The organism is Escherichia sp. MOD1-EC6475, assembly GCF_003046645.1.
GTDB lineage: Bacteria > Pseudomonadota > Gammaproteobacteria > Enterobacterales > Enterobacteriaceae > Escherichia > Escherichia ruysiae.
Window position 1 is genome coordinate 43,049 of sequence record NZ_PZKQ01000003.1, and the last position, 16,672, is coordinate 59,720.

Annotated in this window: 16 protein-coding genes; 7 read left to right on the forward strand and 9 right to left on the reverse strand. The window is 50.9% G+C overall.

What is annotated here, in order from left to right:
- Positions 1-30: 30 nt before the first annotated feature.
- Positions 31-867 carry an S-formylglutathione hydrolase gene (yeiG, locus tag A7589_RS00760; protein ID WP_000425476.1) on the reverse strand — a complete coding sequence of 279 codons (837 nt, stop codon included), beginning with the start codon at positions 865-867 and terminating at the stop codon, positions 31-33.
- A gap of 257 nt (positions 868-1,124) precedes the next feature.
- Here yeiG and folE point away from each other — a divergent pair, with 257 nt between their 5' ends.
- The 6 genes from folE to mglC all read left to right on the forward strand — a co-directional run bounded on the left by folE (position 1,125) and on the right by mglC (position 8,034).
- Entirely contained in the window at positions 1,125-1,793 is a 669-nt protein-coding gene (folE, locus tag A7589_RS00775; protein WP_001139613.1) for a GTP cyclohydrolase I FolE, read from the forward strand.
- A gap of 16 nt (positions 1,794-1,809) precedes the next feature.
- Entirely contained in the window at positions 1,810-2,967 is a 1,158-nt protein-coding gene (gene yeiB, locus A7589_RS00780) for a DUF418 domain-containing protein YeiB (RefSeq protein WP_000440936.1), read from the forward strand.
- A gap of 141 nt (positions 2,968-3,108) precedes the next feature.
- Positions 3,109-4,149, forward strand: coding sequence for an HTH-type transcriptional regulator GalS (gene galS / locus A7589_RS00790; protein ID WP_000628678.1), 1,041 nt, complete (start codon positions 3,109-3,111; stop codon positions 4,147-4,149).
- A gap of 279 nt (positions 4,150-4,428) precedes the next feature.
- On the forward strand, positions 4,429-5,427 hold the full coding sequence (gene mglB / locus A7589_RS00795) for a galactose/glucose ABC transporter substrate-binding protein MglB (protein WP_001036961.1): 999 nt from the start codon (positions 4,429-4,431) through the stop codon (positions 5,425-5,427).
- 60 nt (positions 5,428-5,487) lie between these two features.
- Positions 5,488-7,008: a galactose/methyl galactoside ABC transporter ATP-binding protein MglA gene (gene mglA, locus A7589_RS00800; protein WP_000255011.1), complete on the forward strand. Its 1,521-nt coding sequence runs from the start codon at positions 5,488-5,490 to the stop codon at positions 7,006-7,008.
- Between the two features lie 15 nt (positions 7,009-7,023).
- On the forward strand, positions 7,024-8,034 hold the full coding sequence (gene mglC, locus A7589_RS00805) for a galactose/methyl galactoside ABC transporter permease MglC (protein WP_001275118.1): 1,011 nt from the start codon (positions 7,024-7,026) through the stop codon (positions 8,032-8,034).
- A gap of 126 nt (positions 8,035-8,160) precedes the next feature.
- On the opposite strand, the gene preA is transcribed toward mglC, so the two are convergent.
- From preA to A7589_RS00845, 8 genes are all read right to left on the reverse strand, one after another.
- Positions 8,161-9,396 carry an NAD-dependent dihydropyrimidine dehydrogenase subunit PreA gene (preA, locus tag A7589_RS00810; protein WP_000956052.1) on the reverse strand — a complete coding sequence of 412 codons (1,236 nt, stop codon included), beginning with the start codon at positions 9,394-9,396 and terminating at the stop codon, positions 8,161-8,163.
- Entirely contained in the window at positions 9,390-10,628 is a 1,239-nt protein-coding gene (locus A7589_RS00815) for an NAD(P)-dependent oxidoreductase (RefSeq protein WP_016231820.1), read from the reverse strand. The genes preA and A7589_RS00815 overlap by 7 nt, the downstream gene beginning before the upstream one ends.
- A 263-nt stretch (positions 10,629-10,891) precedes the next feature.
- On the reverse strand, positions 10,892-11,131 hold the full coding sequence (locus A7589_RS00820) for a DUF2542 family protein (protein ID WP_000383083.1): 240 nt from the start codon (positions 11,129-11,131) through the stop codon (positions 10,892-10,894).
- 2 nt (positions 11,132-11,133) lie between these two features.
- The gene (gene sanA / locus A7589_RS00825; protein WP_000920075.1) at positions 11,134-11,853 is read right to left on the reverse strand and encodes an outer membrane permeability protein SanA; all 720 of its coding nucleotides are present in this window, start codon (positions 11,851-11,853) and stop codon (positions 11,134-11,136) included.
- 184 nt (positions 11,854-12,037) lie between these two features.
- Positions 12,038-12,922 carry a cytidine deaminase gene (cdd, locus tag A7589_RS00830; RefSeq protein WP_000553573.1) on the reverse strand — a complete coding sequence of 295 codons (885 nt, stop codon included), beginning with the start codon at positions 12,920-12,922 and terminating at the stop codon, positions 12,038-12,040.
- A 130-nt stretch (positions 12,923-13,052) separates the two neighbouring features.
- Positions 13,053-13,748, reverse strand: coding sequence for a CidB/LrgB family autolysis modulator (locus A7589_RS00835; protein WP_000968208.1), 696 nt, complete (start codon positions 13,746-13,748; stop codon positions 13,053-13,055).
- Positions 13,745-14,143, reverse strand: coding sequence for a CidA/LrgA family protein (locus A7589_RS00840; RefSeq protein WP_001516704.1), 399 nt, complete (start codon positions 14,141-14,143; stop codon positions 13,745-13,747). The genes A7589_RS00835 and A7589_RS00840 overlap by 4 nt, the downstream gene beginning before the upstream one ends.
- A gap of 130 nt (positions 14,144-14,273) precedes the next feature.
- Entirely contained in the window at positions 14,274-15,182 is a 909-nt protein-coding gene (locus A7589_RS00845) for a LysR substrate-binding domain-containing protein (protein WP_000024643.1), read from the reverse strand.
- Between the two features lie 126 nt (positions 15,183-15,308).
- Between A7589_RS00845 and mhbT the strand changes: the two genes are divergently transcribed.
- Positions 15,309-16,667: a 3-hydroxybenzoate transporter MhbT gene (gene mhbT, locus A7589_RS00850; RefSeq protein ID WP_000194206.1), complete on the forward strand. Its 1,359-nt coding sequence runs from the start codon at positions 15,309-15,311 to the stop codon at positions 16,665-16,667.
- The last annotated feature ends 5 nt before the right edge of the window (positions 16,668-16,672 follow it).

The following is a 16,672-nucleotide window of genomic DNA, read 5'->3' on the forward strand; positions in this document are numbered from 1 at the left end:
GAGAAGGTGCCCGGCGAACCGGGCTAAGTTTTACTTCAGTAAATGCTGCGCATGGAAGCGCAGATGATCCTCTATAAAAGAGGCGATGAAGTAGTAACTGTGGTCATAACCCGGCTGAATACGTAACGTCATTGGCCACGCTTTCTGACGAGCGGCCTCTGCCAGCACCGCAGGCTGAAGCTGGTCGGCAAGAAACTGATCGCTATCGCCCTGATCAATAAGCGTCGGGATCGCATTCTGCGCATTACTGGCGTACATCAACGCGCAACTGTCCCATTCCTCCCAGTCATTTTTATCCTCGCCCAGATAGGCGCTAAACGCTTTGATTCCCCACGGGACGCTGCACGGATTCACAATTGGCGCAAAGGCGGAAACGCTGGTGTATTTGCCAGGGTTTTTCAGCGCCATAATCAATGCGCCGTGACCTCCCATCGAATGACCGCTAATGGCGCAGCGATCGCTGACGTTAAATTGCGACTGAATCAGCGCCGGTAATTCATCGCGCAGATAATCATACATCCGGTAATGCGCCGACCACGGCGATTGCGTAGCGTTAAGATAAAAACCTGCGCCCTGGCCTAAATCGTAGCCGTCATCATTGGCAACCTGTTCGCCGCGCGGGCTGGTGTCTGGCATTACCAGTACAATCCCCAGTTCCGCCGCCACGCGCTGGGCACCCGCTTTGGTGGTGAAATTTTCGTCATTACAGGTTAATCCCGAAAGCCAGTACAGCACTGGCGGCGGGGCGTTATCGCGGGGAGGCGGGAGAAAGATGCTGAACGTCATCGGACAGTTTAAGGTACTGGAGTCGTGCCGCCAGCGTTGCTGCCAGCCTTCAAAACAGCGGTGCTCTTCGAGCATTTCCATGCGTGGCTCCTTGTTATGTTGTTTGCAATTTTTTCATCATACCGTTTATTCAGTGTGTTGTGAGTAACTTTCACTTCCGCATATGCATAACGATGTTTTAACATCTACGGCTGAAAGGCAGCGGCAATTACAATAATTATCGCTGTGAATACTGGATTATGTGCGTCACCTCACGCACAATAATCAGGCTGCTAATCAGCTTAATAACTTTGCCCCCACGCAGGGCGGAGGCGTCACACCTGCAGGAGAAAATATAAATGCCATCACTCAGTAAAGAAGCGGCCCTGGTTCATGAAGCGTTGGTTGCGCGAGGACTGGAAACACCGCTACGCCCGCCCGTGCATGAAATGGATAACGAAACGCGCAAAAGCCTTATTGCCGGTCATATGACCGAAATCATGCAGCTGCTGAATCTCGACCTGGCTGATGACAGTTTGATGGAAACACCGCATCGCATCGCCAAAATGTATGTCGATGAAATTTTCTCCGGTCTGGATTACGCCAACTTCCCGAAAATCACCCTCATTGAAAATAAAATGAAGGTCGATGAAATGGTCACCGTGCGCGATATCACCCTGACCAGCACCTGTGAACACCATTTTGTCACTATTGATGGCAAAGCGACGGTGGCCTATATCCCGAAAGATTCGGTGATCGGTTTGTCAAAAATTAACCGCATTGTGCAGTTTTTTGCCCAGCGTCCGCAGGTGCAGGAACGTCTGACCCAGCAAATTCTCATTGCGCTACAAACGCTGCTGGGCACCAATAATGTGGCGGTCTCCATCGATGCGGTGCATTACTGCGTGAAAGCGCGTGGCATCCGCGATGCAACCAGCGCCACGACAACGACCTCCCTCGGTGGTTTGTTCAAATCCAGTCAGAATACGCGCCACGAGTTTCTGCGCGCCGTGCGTCATCACAACTGATTAAAAGGCAGGAACCATGGAGCGCAACGTCACGCTCGATTTTGTTCGCGGCGTCGCCATTCTGGGGATCCTGCTATTAAACATCAGCGCCTTTGGACTCCCAAAGGCGGCTTATCTCAATCCCGCCTGGTACGGCGCTATTACGTCGCAAGATGCCTGGACATGGGCATTTCTCGATCTCATCGGCCAGGTGAAATTCCTCACGCTTTTTGCGCTGCTGTTTGGTGCGGGACTGCAAATGTTGCTGCCCCGTGGCAGACGCTGGATCCAGTCGCGGCTCACCCTGTTAGTCTTGTTGGGCTTTGTTCACGGATTGTTATTCTGGGACGGCGATATTCTGCTGGCTTACGGGCTGGTGGGCTTAATCAGCTGGCGGCTGGTGCGCGATGCGCCATCGGTAAAAAGCCTGTTTAATACCGGCGTCATGTTGTATCTGGTAGGGCTTGGCGTTTTGCTGTTGCTGGGGTTGATTTCTGACAGCCAGACCAGTCGCGCCTGGACGCCGGATGCGTCCGCCATTTTGTATGAAAAATACTGGAAACTTCACGGCGGCGTGGAAGCCATCAGTAACCGTGCCGATGGAGTAGGGAACAGTTTACTGGCACTGGGTGCGCAGTATGGCTGGCAACTGGCGGGGATGATGCTAATTGGCGCGGCATTGATGCGTAGCGGTTGGCTGAAAGGGCAGTACAGCTTGCGCCACTATCGCCGTACCGGTTTTGTGCTGGTGGCGATTGGGCTGATGATTAACCTTCCTGCTATCGCACTACAATGGCGGCTGGACTGGGCGTATCGCTGGTGCGCCTTCTTACTTCAGATGCCGCGTGAACTGAGTGCGCCATTTCAGGCGATGGGTTATGCGTCGTTGCTGTTCGGCTACTGGCCACAATTAAGCTGTTTTAAGCTGGTGCTGGCGATCGCCTGCGTCGGACGGATGGCGCTGACCAACTACCTGTTACAAACGCTGATTTGTACCACGCTGTTTTATCATCTCGGTTTATTTATGCAGTTTGACCGTCTGGAATTGCTGGCGTTTGTTATTCCGGTATGGCTGGCGAATATCCTCTTCTCTGTTATCTGGCTACGTTACTTCCGCCAGGGGCCGGTAGAATGGCTCTGGCGTCAGCTAACCCTCCGAGCTGCCGGATCTGCATTGTCTAAAACATCAAGATAACGATCTCGATCACATTCATTAACAAAACGGCTGTAACCGTTTCCATTGCTGTGACTCGATTCACGAAGTCCTGTATTCAGTGCTGACAAAATAGCCGCCAGCAAGCAGTAACCTACTGCAATCTCACAACAGGTAGTGAATATGATCACCATTCGTGATGTAGCGCGTCAGGCTGGCGTCTCTGTGGCAACGGTTTCCCGGGTGCTAAATAACAGTACTCTGGTGAGTGCGGACACGCGTGAAGCGGTAATGAAAGCCGTGAGTGAACTGGATTACCGACCAAACGCCAATGCCCAGGCGCTGGCAACCCAGGTGAGCGATACCGTTGGCGTGGTGGTGATGGACGTTTCTGATGCATTTTTCGGTGCACTGGTGAAAGCCGTCGATCTCGTTGCCCAACAACATCAGAAATATGTATTGATTGGCAACAGCTATCATGAAGCGGAAAAAGAGCGTCACGCCATCGAGGTGTTAATTCGCCAGCGTTGTAATGCGTTGATTGTTCATTCAAAAGCGTTAAGCGACGACGAACTGGCGCAGTTTATGGACAACATTCCCGGTATGGTGCTGATTAACCGCGTTGTACCGGGTTACGCTCATCGTTGCGTTTGCCTGGATAATCTCAGCGGTGCCCGAATGGCGACGCGCATGTTGCTGAATAACGGGCATCAACGCATCGGTTATCTTTCTTCCAGCCACGGCATTGAAGATGACGCAATGCGCAAAGCAGGCTGGATGAGTGCGCTGAAAGAGCAGGATATTGTTCCGCCGGAAAGCTGGATTGGCACCGGCACGCCGGACATGCCCGGCGGTGAGGCGGCAATGGTCGAGCTACTGGGACGCAATCTGCAACTTACTGCTGTGTTTGCTTATAACGACAATATGGCCGCTGGCGCACTGACGGCGTTAAAAGATAATGGCATTGCGATTCCGTTACATCTCTCCATCATCGGTTTCGATGATATCCCCATCGCCCGTTACACCGACCCGCAATTAACGACCGTGCGTTATCCCATTGCTTCGATGGCAAAATTAGCTACCGAACTGGCCTTGCAGGGCGCAGCAGGCAATATTGATCCGCGAGCCAGCCACTGCTTTATGCCGACGTTAGTGCGTCGGCATTCTGTCGCAACACGCCAGAATGCGGCGGCGATCACTAACTCAACAAATCAGGCGATGTAACCGCTTTCAATCTGTGAGTGATTTCACAGTATCTTAACAATGCGATAGCTATGATTGCACCGTTTTAACGTTGTAACCTATATGTAACAGTGAATAATCACTTTTATCGAGGCTATAGCGTCATAACAACAATTAAAGCCGTTTTCTGGAGCGTTACCGGACATGGAAGAACGAATTTTAAAACGTGAGCTTCGGCGTTCAGTAACACTTCATTAACTATACTGCCCCGCCGAGCATTTATCTCAAGCACTACCCTGCATAAGAAAAACCGGAGATACCATGAATAAGAAGGTGTTAACCCTGTCTGCTGTGATGGCCAGCATGTTATTCGGTGCCGCTGCACACGCTGCTGATACCCGTATTGGTGTGACGATTTATAAATATGACGATAACTTTATGTCCGTGGTGCGTAAGGCTATCGAACAAGATGCGAAAGCCGCGCCAGACGTCCAGTTGCTGATGAATGATTCACAGAATGACCAGTCCAAGCAGAACGATCAGATTGACGTGCTGTTGGCGAAAGGGGTGAAGGCGCTGGCAATCAACCTGGTTGACCCGGCTGCTGCGGGTACAGTGATTGAGAAAGCGCGCGGACAAAACGTACCAATCGTTTTCTTCAACAAAGAGCCTTCCCGTAAGGCGCTGGATAGCTACGACAAAGCCTACTACGTTGGCACCGACTCGAAAGAGTCTGGCATTATTCAGGGCGATTTGATTGCTAAACACTGGGCGGCGAATCAGGGTTGGGATCTCAACAAAGATGGTCAGATTCAGTTCGTACTGCTGAAAGGTGAACCGGGCCATCCGGATGCAGAAGCGCGCACCACTTATGTTATCAAAGAGCTAAACGACAAAGGCATTAAAACTGAACAGTTACAGTTAGATACCGCTATGTGGGACACCGCTCAGGCGAAAGATAAGATGGACGCCTGGCTGTCTGGCCCGAACGCCAACAAAATCGAAGTGGTTATTGCTAACAACGATGCGATGGCAATGGGCGCGGTAGAAGCACTGAAAGCGCACAACAAGTCCAGCATTCCGGTGTTTGGCGTCGATGCGCTGCCAGAAGCTCTGGCACTGGTGAAATCCGGTGCACTGGCGGGCACGGTGCTGAACGATGCTAACAACCAGGCGAAAGCGACCTTTGATCTGGCGAAAAACCTGGCCGATGGCAAAGGTGCGGCTGATGGCACCAACTGGAAAATCGACAATAAAGTTGTCCGCGTTCCTTATGTTGGCGTAGATAAAGACAACCTGGCTGAATTCAGCAAGAAATAAGACTGATTGGGCGCAGTCGTTTACTGCGCCCTTATTGTATGGCCAACAAGGTAAAATTATATGGTCAGCTCAACGGCTTCGTCTTCCGGGGAATACTTGTTGGAAATGAGCGGTATCAACAAGTCCTTTCCTGGTGTTAAGGCACTTGATAACGTTAATTTAAAAGTCCGGCCACATTCTATCCATGCATTAATGGGGGAAAACGGCGCAGGAAAATCAACATTATTAAAATGCCTGTTTGGTATTTATCAAAAAGACTCCGGCACCATTTTATTCCAGGGTAAAGAGATCGATTTCCATTCTGCAAAAGAAGCCCTGGAAAATGGTATTTCGATGGTACACCAGGAGTTAAACCTGGTATTACAACGTTCGGTGATGGATAACATGTGGCTGGGGCGATATCCCACCAAAGGCATGTTTGTCGATCAGGACAAAATGTACCGCGAAACCAAAGCGATTTTTGACGAACTGGATATTGATATCGATCCGCGTGCGCGCGTCGGCACATTATCCGTTTCGCAAATGCAGATGATCGAAATCGCCAAAGCGTTTTCCTATAACGCGAAAATTGTGATTATGGATGAACCGACTTCTTCGTTAACCGAAAAAGAGGTCAATCATCTGTTCACTATTATTCGTAAATTAAAAGAGCGCGGCTGCGGTATTGTTTATATCTCGCATAAAATGGAAGAAATCTTCCAGTTATGTGATGAAGTTACCGTATTGCGCGACGGCCAGTGGATCGCTACCGAACCGCTGGCAGGGCTGACGATGGACAAGATCATCGCCATGATGGTTGGGCGTTCTCTTAACCAGCGTTTCCCTGACAAAGAAAACAAGCCGGGCGAAGTCATCCTCGAGGTGCGTAACCTGACGTCACTGCGCCAGCCGTCGATTCGTGATGTCTCGTTTGATCTACATAAAGGGGAGATCCTCGGTATTGCCGGTCTGGTGGGGGCGAAACGTACCGATATTGTTGAGACGTTATTTGGTATTCGCGAGAAATCGGCTGGCACCATTACGTTGCACGGCAAAAAGATCAATAACCATAATGCCAACGAAGCCATAAACCACGGATTTGCTCTGGTAACTGAGGAGCGCCGCTCAACGGGAATTTATGCCTATCTGGATATCGGTTTTAACTCGTTAATTTCCAATATTCGCAACTACAAAAATAAAGTTGGTTTACTGGATAACTCGCGGATGAAAAGCGATACCCAGTGGGTGATTGATTCGATGCGGGTAAAAACACCGGGGCATCGGACGCAAATTGGTTCGCTCTCCGGTGGTAATCAGCAAAAGGTGATTATTGGTCGCTGGCTACTAACGCAACCAGAAATATTAATGCTCGATGAACCGACGCGCGGTATTGATGTCGGGGCGAAGTTTGAGATCTATCAGTTAATTGCCGAACTGGCTAAGAAAGGCAAGGGAATTATTATTATCTCCTCCGAAATGCCTGAGTTGTTAGGGATAACAGACCGTATTCTGGTTATGAGCAATGGTCTCGTTTCCGGAATTGTCGATACAAAAACAACAACGCAAAACGAAATTCTGCGTCTTGCGTCTTTGCACCTTTAAGATTAGGGGCTTCCCATGAGTGCGTTAAATAAGAAAAGTTTTCTTACTTACCTGAAAGAGGGCGGTATTTACGTCGTTCTTTTAGTCTTGCTGGCGATTATTATTTTCCAGGACCCAACATTTTTAAGTCTGTTGAACTTAAGTAATATTCTCACCCAGTCATCGGTGCGTATTATTATCGCACTCGGTGTGGCAGGGTTAATTGTCACCCAGGGGACCGACCTTTCTGCGGGGCGTCAAGTAGGGCTGGCGGCCGTGGTGGCAGCGACATTATTGCAGTCCATGGATAACGCCAACAAAGTGTTCCCGGAAATGGCGACGATGCCGATTGCGCTGGTTATTCTGATTGTCTGTGCCATTGGTGCGGTGATCGGTTTGATCAACGGTCTGATTATCGCTTATCTCAACGTGACGCCGTTCATTACCACGCTCGGCACGATGATCATCGTCTATGGCATCAACTCGCTCTATTACGATTTCGTCGGGGCGTCGCCAATTTCTGGTTTTGACAGTGGCTTCTCTACCTTTGCTCAGGGCTTTGTCGCGCTGGGGAGTTTCCGTCTCTCTTACATCACCTTCTACGCGTTGATTGCGGTGGCGTTCGTCTGGGTGTTGTGGAACAAAACCCGCTTCGGTAAGAACATTTTTGCCATTGGCGGTAACCCGGAAGCGGCAAAAGTATCTGGTGTCAACGTCGGCCTGAACCTGCTGATGATCTACGCGTTGTCTGGTGTGTTCTATGCCTTCGGCGGGATGTTAGAAGCCGGACGTATCGGCTCTGCCACCAACAACCTCGGCTTTATGTATGAGCTGGATGCTATCGCGGCGTGCGTGGTAGGCGGCGTATCGTTCAGCGGCGGTGTGGGGACGGTGATTGGCGTGGTGACCGGGGTAATTATCTTTACGGTCATCAACTATGGCCTGACGTACATCGGCGTAAACCCGTACTGGCAGTACATCATCAAAGGGGCGATTATTATCTTCGCCGTGGCGTTGGATTCACTGAAATACGCGCGTAAGAAGTGATATGAATGTGGCTCGCATTCGGTCATAAATGCACATAACATCATGATCTGTGTGGTTTTGTAGGCCGGATAAGGCGTTCGCGCCGCATCCGGCGACAGGTGCAAAATGCCGGATGCGACGCTGGTTCTACAACGTTACCGGGTGTTCTTTTTCTCCTTTCTTAAACTTCACTTCCCCGAGATCAATACAACCCACCGGACAGACATGACCGCAAAGCAGACAACCGACGCACTTCTCGGTATTACAGTGCGGCGTGCGCGATTTCTCATCCCATTCCATCGCCTGATGCCCACCGTCGTAGCAGGAAATATAACAGCGCCCACAGCCGATACATTTATCAAGATTAATATGGGGATAGACGATATAACTGCGGTCTAAATCTTCCGCCGGGACAATATTATGATTCGCCAGGCCAACCATCTCCTGCAATGAATCAAACCCCTGATCGGCAAGATAATGCGACAACCCGCTCGTCATATCTTCCACAATGCGATAACCGTACTGCATGATGCCAGTGGTCACCTGCAACGTCGCCGCGCCGAGTAATAAAAACTCCGCTGCATCTTCCCAGGTCTCAATACCACCGATACCGCTAATCGGGAAATCACGCAGTTCCGGATGGGTACGCATTTGCTGAATAAAGCGCAGGGCGATTGGTTTCACCGCTTTACCGGAATAACCGGAAATACTCGATTTACCGTTGACGATCGGCATACCAATTTTCTGATTAAGATCGATATTGGTGATGGATTTGACGGTGTTAATCGCCGCAATGCCATCTGCGCCGCCGCGTTTCGCCGCCAGCGCCACTTCGCACATATCACCGATATTCGGCGTCATCTTCGCCAGCATTGGCAGCGTGGAACCGCGTTTCACCGCACGACAATATTTTTCTACCAGTTCCGGACTTTGCCCGACATCGCTCCCCATCGCATGAGAGGTCATCTGCGGGCAGGAGAAATTACATTCGATCATATCGGCGCCTGCTTTTTGCACCAGACGCGCCAAATCCTCCCATTGTTGCTCATTTTCCCCCATGATCGAGGCGATCAGCACCTTGTCAGGGTAATCTTCTTTCAACCGACGCAAAGCGGCCAGATTCTCCTCCAGGGGATGTTCGGCAATCTGCTCCATATTTTTGAAGCCAATAAAACCGGTATCTTCTTTCACCAGATGATCAAAACGTGGCGAAACTTCGTTGGCGATAAAAAAGCCGATCGTTTTGAACACCACGCCGCCCCAGCCGGTGTCGTAGGCTTTGGCGCACATCTCGTAGCAGTTGCCGACCGGCGAAGAAGAGAGGCAGAACGGGTTGGGAAACTTCACGCCGCAAAAGGTAATAGAAAGATCTTTCGTTAACATGAGCAAGCTCCCTCTAAATAGTGATGAATCGCCTCGGCGGCTTCTTTCCCGGTCTTCACGGCATAAACCACGGTTTTGTCGCCCTCAACAATATCGCCAGCGGCAAACAGTTGTGGGTCGCGAGTCTGGTAATTTTTCGTTTCGATGATGTTGCGCTTCGGCTCCAGCGCCGCAAAAGCGGTAAGTTCGGCATGTTGACCGACGGCGAGAATAATTTTGTCCGCAGCCATTGTCAGTTCACCCGGCAAACGAACATGTTTAAAGGTAACTTTATTGCCCTCTACCGCCACTGGCGTAAAGCCATCAATAATCGATACCCCCAATTTCTGGGCGCTGGTGAACTCTTTCTTGCTTGCCGGAAATTCATCTAACTCTTCGCGCGCCACACAGGTCACCGCCTGGCAGCCGAGAACTTTCAGCGTGCTGGCAACGTCCATCGCGACATCGCCGCCGCCAATAATTAATGCGCTTTGCGGGATGCGGATATCGCCTTGTGCCTGACGCGCGCGTTGCAGGAAATCGACGGCGATCTCAACGTCGCTATGCTCAAACAGCGGCAGCCGAGAACCGCTCGATAACCCCACGGTGACCAGCACTGCGCGGTTTTCTGCTTTCAGTTGTTCCAGCGAAAGCGTTTTGCCAATTTCACAGTTGCACTTAATGGCTACACCCATTTTTTCGATGCGAGCGATTTCCGCATCCAGCACCGACTGCGGCAAACGAAATTGCGGAATACCGTTACACAACCAGCCACCGGGCTGCGCTTCTTTTTCATAAATTGTGACGTCGTAGCCCAGATTGGTCAGCGTCACGCTGGCTTGTAATCCGGCAGGACCAGCACCAATAATCGCGACTTTACCGCGCGTCTTGCTGCCTGGTTGATAAATTTCCATTCCGGTTTGTTGTTCAAAATCAGTAACAAAACGTTGTAAGCGACCAATATCAATGGGGTCATCGACACCCGCACGGGTACAACCGCTCTGGCATAATTTTTCCGTAGGGCACACTCTGGCGCAAACGGCACCAAGGGCATTATTTTCGCGAATTGTCTCGGCAGCACCTTTAAAATTACGAAAATAGATTGAGCGAATAAATTTCCCCGGATCGGTTTGCGCCGGGCAAGCCTGGCTGCAGGGCGCGTCGTGACATAATAAACAGCGGGAGGCTTCTTTAATCGCCAGTAAAGGCGTAAAAGCCGGAGTGAGTTCATCCAGATAATTTTGTTGCGGCATGTGATCTTCCTTAATGCTATGGGTAATTAAGGCGAACGCCTGTTTTACCCGCAATACTTCAAGTGGCATGTGCTGCAACATCGCACCTTTCTGCAACTCAAATTATTTTGGGTAAATATAACGTACTAATATTAAGGCTAAGCGTGTGGGGGAATTTAAACTGTGAAAAGATTCACAAATAGCTGCGGTTCAGAATGTTATATCCGCAGCCTGAGGGTGAACTAATAATTATTCTCAATAATTAACGAGAGGAAGAAATAATATTACCGGTAAAAAATAAGATAAATAATCATACCGATGGATAAAAGTCCGAAGCCGCTATATGCCACTATATAAGCGAAGAAGAGTCCGGGATTTTTGTCACGCCAGACATACACCGGTTCCAGGGAATTTTTAACCCGTTTATCAATTGCACCAGCACGCCAGCCTTTCCAGGCTTCGCGAAAACAAAATACAGGGATCAGGAAAAAAACGGCAATGACAAAAAACTGCTGAACATCCATAACTACTTTCCTTGTTTCTTTTCTAATTCAAGTAATTGTTCGGGGGTAACGGCCGGATACCCCTGCGCATCTTCCGGCACCTGGTGCATTGCCGGAATAGGAACCAGAGGACCTAAAAAGCGTGGCTCACGTTTAAAGATATAAAGATCAGCCAGAGCGCCGAAACGAGCGGCAAATTCACGAATACGTACCGACCACATATCTTTGGGTGATGGTACGGCATAACACTGCGCCTGAATCCCCATATGCAGAGCGATAAATAATGCCCGCTCACAGTGGAAACGCTGAGTGATAATAATGAAGTCGTTAGTATCGAATACTTTGCGCGTGCGTACGATAGAGTCGAGGGTTCGAAAACCTGCGTAGTCGAGAACAATATCAGCCGGATCAACACCAGCGGCAATTAAATCTTTGCGCATGGTCATCGGTTCGTTATAACTCTGCAACGCGTTATCGCCGCTAAGTAATAGATAATTCACCTTACCGCTGTTATAGGCATTTATTGCGCCCTGAATACGGTAGCGGTAATACTGATTAATTACCCCGGTGCGATAATACTTCGCGGTGCCAAGTACCACGCCGACCTGGCGGTAGGGGAGATCCTGTAACTCGTCGTAGATATAAGGCGCAGTTTTCCAGCTCATCCAGCGATCGAGGCCGAGCACAGTCAACAGCAGCAAGCCGATCAGGACTAACAGGCTGTAAAACACGCGCTTTAACATGCAGAAAACTCGATCTTGGGGAATTTCAATCAGGCTACTTTACCTGCGGGCTTTGCGCAAGAAACGGCAAACTGTTTGCCGGGATTTTCGACACCAGGATAAGTTGGCAAGCCTGATGCGACGCTTATCAGTGTGCCAGACCTGTAGGCCGGACAAGGCGTTCACGCCGCATCCGGCATCAGGCTTAAGCGAGAAGAACGCGGTCGATATTGTTGCAGCCGAGAGCTTTCAGCGTTGCGGAGGTTGCATCCCACTGAATCAACGGCGCATCGGCTTTTTCTGCCAGAATCGCGCGCTGAATATCCGGGTAGTCATAACCCTTGAGATTCAACAGAATTAACGCTCCTTGTAATGGCGGCAGAGTCGGGTTGAACGCCGCGTTTTCAGCGTAGCTGCCGCTGAAAATACGACCGTCTTTACATTCCAGCGCCACGCCGCTTGGGGACTTGCTGTAAGGCATGTGTGAACGGTTTGCCGCTGCAATCGCCGCCTGAGAAAGCGCATCGCCGGTCAGTGCAAAGCCGTGATCCTGCTCATCCATCAGCAGCGTTTTAATCTCCAGATCTTTCGGCCCAAAAGCATCCGGCAGATAGTCACGCAGCGCGTGCGCTTCGCGACCCGGTAGATGAATACGCAGATCCAGACCGCTATTCAGTTCATTCATAAACTGGCGGCAGTGACCGCAAGGCGTGTAGTTAACGGTGATGGCGGCGAGTGCTTTCTCACCGCTCAACCAGGCGTGGCTGATAGCACTTTGTTCAGCATGAACGGTTTGCTGCATTGTCGCGCCAATAAATTCCATATTGGCACCAAAATACCAGGTTCCACTCACGCCGCGCGCAATAGCGCCAACATTAAAATTCGACAATGGCGTGCGGGCACAGGCCGCCGCCAGCGGCAGCAGTGCGAAAGCCAGCGCGTCTTCGTCCAGCCCCGTTGCGCTCTTCAGCGAAGAGACCTGCTCTTTGGTCAACAACGCGGGAAAATACTTGTCTGCCAGAATGGGTTCCAGTGCAGATTGCAAGTTATCCGCAAGTTGGGCAAAAGCAGTTTGAAAACGTGGATGCATGGCGTTGCCTCATAATCATGTAATGGGATAACAGTTTACGAACCCGTTATGCCTTTATATGTGATCTGAATCTCATTAATTATGCAACGCGTGAAACTTACATCAAAAATGCGCGACGCATCGCAAAATTTTAGCCCATTACAGCCAGAATTATCGGGAAAAGGAACGGTGCGATCAGCGAGGTAATAATCCCGCACAGCACCAGTGCCAGCGAACTAAATGCGCCTTCCTGATAATCCAGCTCGGCACAGCGTGCCGTACCGAGGGCGTGTGAGGCCGTCCCCATCGCCAGACCGCGCGCCGCTTTGGTGCGAATACGCATCGCATTAAGCAATGTATGACCAAACACCGCGCCCAGAATACCGACGAAAATGACGCAAACTGCGCTAATTGCAGGGATACCGCCAATACTGCCGCCAACCGCCATCGCAATTGGCGTAGTCACCGATTTCGGCAGGATTGACGCGGCGATTTCCGGTGAAGCGCCCATCAGCAATGCCACGGACGTGCCTGTCACCATCGCGACCACGCTGCCGATAAAGCAAATGGTGATGATCGACTTCCAGCGCGCGCGGATCTGATGCAGCTGTTCATATAAAGGATAGGCCAGCGCCACCACCGCCGGTTGCAGCAGATCGTTTAAAACCTCACTCCCTTTAAAATAGCTGTCGTAAGAGATACCGGTCAGCATTAAAAAAGGAATGATCACCACCATTGCCACCAGCAACGGGTTGAGCAATGGAAATTTATACCGGGCTGCCAGTTTGCGGGCGGCAAAAAAGACAATCAATGTCAGCGGTAACGACCACCAGATATTCGCCATCATTTCTCTGATCCTTTCTGACCTATGACTTTACGTTCACCGTGTACCAGGTGCGAACTCCAGCTCACCACCAGAAAAACCACCAGCGTACTAATGGCACAGGAAACCACTACCGGGCCAAACTGTGCGCGTAGCAAATCAAAATATTGCATAACGCCTACGCCAATCGGCACAAACAATAGCGCCATATAGCGAATCAGTACGTAGCACCCCGGATTGACCCACTTCGCCGGAAGAATTTGCAAGGCCAGCAGGACAAACAGGATCAGCATCCCGATGATGCTGCCCGGAATGGTTACCGGTAGCAGGGAAGCAATGAAAATGCCTGCATACAGGCAGGCATAAATAAGGACAAAAGCGCGTAAATATTGCCAGATAATGTTCAGTGTCTTACTCATGATCAACACCCCAGATGAGATGGATTCATCATACAATTAATCTGTAAAACGTGCTACCGATCACATCATGAAATCTGAGCATAGTTGAATTACAGGAGACGGAGATCGGGCAAGCGCCCAATTCAGAGGTCTAATTCTGGTTCAAAAAGTGCAGAAACCGACTTAGCGCACGGGAGGGCGTTTCGTTATTACGCCAGAACACGCCGACGCTGCCTTTCTGTTCTATCTTCGGCAGATTCAGGATCACCAGTTGCCCCTGACTGGCATAGCGTTGCGCCAGACGTAAAGAGAGTATAGAAATCATGTCGCTGCTTTGTAGCAGGTTGGTGCTGACGTTCATTGACGCCGATTCAATGGTGTTTTCTGGCAGCATCACGCCATGTTCTACCAGCGCATTATCAATACTGAGACGAATAGGTGTCCCGGTCGGCCAGACTATCCAGCGCCAGTTAGCCAGATCATTCCAGCCAAGAGCGGCATATTTCGCCAGTGGATGGTTCGGGCGAGCGACAAAGCACACAGGCTCGGTGTAGAGCACCTGATAATTCAGCGGCAGTTGCAGCGCACGACCACCAATACGACCAACCACTACATCCACAGAACCTGCCAGCAGGTCTTGCAGTAATGGCGTCATCACCTTCTCTTCGATATTCAGGTGCAGCGTCGGCATCTCTTTTAGCAAATGCAAAATCGCCTGGGATACGCAGTCAGTGGCGACAGGAGAACAACCTATTTTCAGACTGCCGACCAGTCCGCCTTGTTTAAAGCGCGCCAGTTCATGCTGCGATCGCTCCATGTCGTTGATTAACCGTTGAGCATGTTGCAGTAACAATTTGCCGCCTTCGGTTGGACGTAGCCCTTTGCTGTGCCGCTCAAAGAGTGTGAGGCCGATCTCATCTTCGAGTTGTGACAGCCATTTCGACAGCGCAGGCTGGGTGATATTCATCATCCGCGCTACATGGGTCAGATTGCCCTGTTCGCCCAGCGCCACCAGCATTTGCAGGTGATGAAGTTTTAATTTCTGCGCCCAGTTTGCCATTTGCCATAACCTCCAGGTTATCTCTCTGCCGAAAATGCCATTGTACATTTCATCTCTTTAATCACAATATCGCAACATATACAAAACAATAGAAACATCTACCTTACCTGCACTGAGGCATTCACTATGACTCAACGACGTGATTTACAAGCACTGATCGATGCCGCTCCGGTCGGCAAGATGCAGTGGCGCGTTATCATCTGCTGTTTTCTGGTGGTAATGCTCGATGGTTTTGACACGGCGGCTATCGGCTTTATCGCTCCCGATATTCGTACTCACTGGCAACTCTCCGCAGGCGATCTCGCGCCGCTGTTTGGTGCGGGTCTGTTGGGATTAACCGCAGGCGCACTGCTTTGCGGCCCGTTGTCCGATCGCTTTGGGCGCAAACGGGTCATTGAGTTGTGCGTCTTTTTATTTGGTGCGCTAAGTCTTGCCTCTGCTTTTTCACCAGATCTGCAAACACTGGTAATCCTGCGCTTTCTCACCGGGTTAGGGCTTGGCGGCGCAATGCCGAATACCATCACCATGACGTCGGAATATCTGCCAGCTCGTCGTCGCGGCGCGCTGGTAACGCTGATGTTTTGCGGTTTCACGCTGGGGTCAGCCTTTGGCGGGATTGTCAGCGCACAACTGGTGCCGGTGATTGGCTGGCACGGCATTCTGGTGCTGGGAGGCGTATTACCGCTGATTTTATTTGTCGCGCTGCTGGTGGTTTTGCCGGAATCGCCACGCTGGCAGGTGCGTCGCCAGTTACCGCAGGCGGTAATTGCAAAAACCGTGAGTGCCATGACTCGCGAGCGTTATGTCGATACCCACTTTTATCTCAATGAACCAGCCGCTATTGCCAAAGGCAGCATTCGCCAGTTGTTTGCCGGGCGTCAGTTAACCATCACGTTGATGCTGTGGGTCGTTTTCTTCATGAGCCTGCTGATCATTTACCTGCTCTCAAGCTGGATGCCGACGCTGCTTAACCATCGTGGTATCGACCTGCAACATGCGTCCTGGATCACCGCCGCATTCCAGATTGGCGGCACGTTGGGCGCGCTGGCGCTGGGCGTACTGATGGATAAATTCAATCCTTTCCGCGTGTTGGCTGTGAGCTATGCCCTAGGCGTTGTATGCATCGTGATGATTGGCCTGAGCCAGGACGGATTATGGCTGATGGCACTGGCTGTCTTTGGCACTGGCATTGGCATCAGCGGATCGCAAGTGGGGCTGAACGCGCTGACCGCCACGCTCTACCCAACGCAAAGCCGCGCCACGGGCGTGAGCTGGTCAAACGCCGTCGGCCGCTGCGGTGCGATTGTCGGTTCGCTTTCTGGCGGCGTGATGATGGCGATGAATTTCTCTTTCGACACTCTGTTTTTCATTATCGCTGTGCCTGCGGCGATCAGTGCGGTGATGTTAACGCTGCTGATTACCGTCGTTCGCCAGTCGACCTCTGTCCCTGACTCACTGCCTCGCGCAGGCGTTGTGAACGAATAAGGAGC